Here is a 2571-nt window from a genome sequence, read left to right on the forward strand (position 1 = left end):
ACTGCCGTATGCGCTTTTTCAAGTGACATTAAGGTTACTCCGGTTGTTATACTTATTTGATTATATGAGTGAATGAGTAATTACTCAAATGTGCTAACTATCTCTTTTGTAAGGATTTCTATTTCACCTTTTGCTGCGCCATCACTGGATTCAAACACGCTGTCACCATCCAGAATTGATTTCACGTAAACCTGACGTTGTGTAATGGCCGTACGGAAAGATTTAACACCAGTGTCTTTGATACTTTCTTTCAGCACATTGAGCATGGTTGCCATTTCTATCTTACGGGTGATCAGAAAGCGGGCTTCAACTTTGCGGCTGTAAGCCTGTGCTTCCAGAACAGTAACGACGCTTCCTGCTGCGGAGAAATCCAGGGGGCTGGGTGTAACAGGGATAATTACCAGATCGCTTACCATGACGGCTGCGGAGGTGATTACTGAGAGCGAACCTGCCCCGTCCACAATAGCAAAGTCATAGTCCGCCAGATCTTTTCGGATTCCATAGACGTCTTTTTCAGATGCAGCTGTAAATACGTCAAATGCTGCCTTGCCCGCTTTGCTCCAGTTCGTCAGGCTCATTTGTGGATCTGTATCTACCACAGCAATGTTGTATCCGCTTCTGCTCAACGCAGTGGCTATGTTGATTACGGCAGTTGTTTTACCTGAACCCCCTTTCGGATTCAGAAATGAGATTACTTTCATACTCAAACCCTCAATTGTGTATCTACTCAATTACTCTTGTGAGTTTTTGAGTTTACCATACTCTTTGCATGAGTAAAGGTTAATATGAGTTTATGAGTTAAAGAGCATATACTCATTTGAGTTTGTTGTGTATATGAGCATGTGAGTTTATGAGTATGGGTGACGATGTCACATTTACTCATTATTTGTTTTTTCGGTTCTTTTAGAGTGTGCCTTTCCTGTCGATCCACTTTCTGGTTCATTTTGGGTATAGTGGTGTGACCTTATGCGAACTGGTTCTGTAATATGACTTCAAATGCACCAACAAACTTTGTCCGCGCTTATCTGAGAGCTTCAACAGCAGAACAGGATGCTTCGCGTGCCCTGGAAACTATCGAGGCTTTTGCCAGGGAAAGAGGCCTGATCATTTGCAGCTATTATATTGAGAATGAATCCGGCTCCCGTCTTGACCGCCCGGAACTCTTTCGTCTTCTGAGAGATTGCCAGCAAAATGACATTTTGCTTATCGAGGATGTGGACAGACTTTCCCGACTGTCAGGGGAAGACTGGAATACGCTGAAGAAAATGATCCGTCAGAAAGATATCCGGGTTATGGCCGTGAATGTGCCGACGACCTGGATTAATTCTGGTATGAGTGAGTTTGACAGCCGGTTGTTTGCAGCCATTAACGATATGCTGCTGGATATGCTGGCCGCTGTTGCCAGAAGGGACTATGAACAACGGCGGGAACGCCAGAAACAGGGGATAGAGAAAGCAAGGAAAGACGGCAAATATAAAGGGCGTAAACCTAATCAAGCCAGACATGATGCAATTATCAGGTTGATAGAAAGTGGCAGCTCCTGGACACAGGTACAGAAGGTGCTAGGGTGCAGCCGCGGCACAATCAGTAGCGCAATAAAACGTAAATCCCTGCAATCCTCCGGTGAGTAGGGTAGGGTGAGCTCAATAAACTGGTTGACGTTATTTATGAGGGAGGTGCTGAAGTGGATATTTTTAAAAAGCAAATTGAATGTTGTAACTAATGAGTATCAAAATAAAAGGCCGCTTACGCGACCTCAGCCTTTTGCGGTTTTGGCTTGGTGATATACCACGATAGACAACCGACAATAAAACTCATGAACATTCCAGTAAAACGATCATCGATGCCTGGAAACAGGCAACCGACAAACATCGCAACAGGGAAAGAAAGAAGTAAACAGCGCCCCAAAATGCTCATAAAATCCATAACACCTCCTTTGTTAAAGGGCAGGAAGCGGTGCACTTCCTGCCCTTAGTTACGTTTCCGCAGTCATCAATCGATGAACTGACGGATCAGTTCCAGAACTGCAATCAGCGCGTTTGCAAGCGCAGCTACCGCCCTCAGAACGATGATTAACAGGTTAATCATCCGTTTTCTCCATAAATGGAGTAAAGACACCGTGGCTTGCTCTTACGCTGCCTGTCACCACGGCTTCTCTTCGTCTTGTCAGTTGTAGAGAGTCTCACTCCTACCAGAGCACAGATAACCAGCACCACCTGTATTACCTGTCAGGACTTTGAAGCTGTTCATGCCGCATTTAGCGGAATGCAGGGAAAGACTCACCACAGCACTAACCCTCTGATTATACGTTTATCTAACTTTCAAGCAAACCGTTAACGCGTAGTCACCGCCTGTCATATTGCATAATCAGGCTTCACGGATTATCATACTGTTGTCAGTTGTAGAGAGTTTCTCTTCCGGGCGAGTTACCAGCTCGTACCGGAACTGTAAAAAAGCCGACCTCACCAGTCGGTTTTTTTACGTCTGCAGTTTCCCGCTTCATTTAGATCTATTTTAAATGAATAAATTTTCTGCGGCAAACCCAACGACGTTGGGTCGTTAGTGTAAATA

Annotated in this window: 4 protein-coding genes; 1 reads left to right on the forward strand and 3 read right to left on the reverse strand. The window is 44.8% G+C overall.

Annotated features, from left to right (window positions below; genetic code table 11):
• Positions 1–80 precede the first annotated feature (80 nt).
• Positions 81–701 carry a ParA family protein gene (locus HSP_RS0106595; RefSeq protein WP_000864791.1) on the reverse strand — a complete coding sequence of 207 codons (621 nt, stop codon included), beginning with the start codon at positions 699–701 and terminating at the stop codon, positions 81–83.
• Positions 702–986: 285 nt separating this feature from the next.
• Between HSP_RS0106595 and HSP_RS0106600 the strand changes: the two genes are divergently transcribed.
• Positions 987–1631 carry a recombinase family protein gene (locus HSP_RS0106600; RefSeq protein WP_000203199.1) on the forward strand — a complete coding sequence of 215 codons (645 nt, stop codon included), beginning with the start codon at positions 987–989 and terminating at the stop codon, positions 1629–1631.
• Positions 1632–1746: 115 nt separating this feature from the next.
• Here the strand turns inward: HSP_RS0106600 and HSP_RS0106605 are convergent, their stop codons facing one another.
• Complete coding sequence (locus tag HSP_RS0106605; protein WP_012291479.1) at positions 1747–1926, reverse strand: hypothetical protein; 180 nt, start codon at positions 1924–1926, stop codon at positions 1747–1749.
• Positions 1927–1992: 66 nt separating this feature from the next.
• Positions 1993–2088, reverse strand: coding sequence for a DinQ-like type I toxin DqlB (dqlB, locus tag HSP_RS11605; RefSeq protein WP_000609146.1), 96 nt, complete (start codon positions 2086–2088; stop codon positions 1993–1995).
• Positions 2089–2571 lie beyond the last annotated feature (483 nt).

Origin of the sequence: Haemophilus sputorum CCUG 13788 (assembly GCF_000238795.1) — a bacterium.
GTDB classification, from domain to species: domain Bacteria; phylum Pseudomonadota; class Gammaproteobacteria; order Enterobacterales; family Pasteurellaceae; genus Haemophilus_A; species Haemophilus_A sputorum.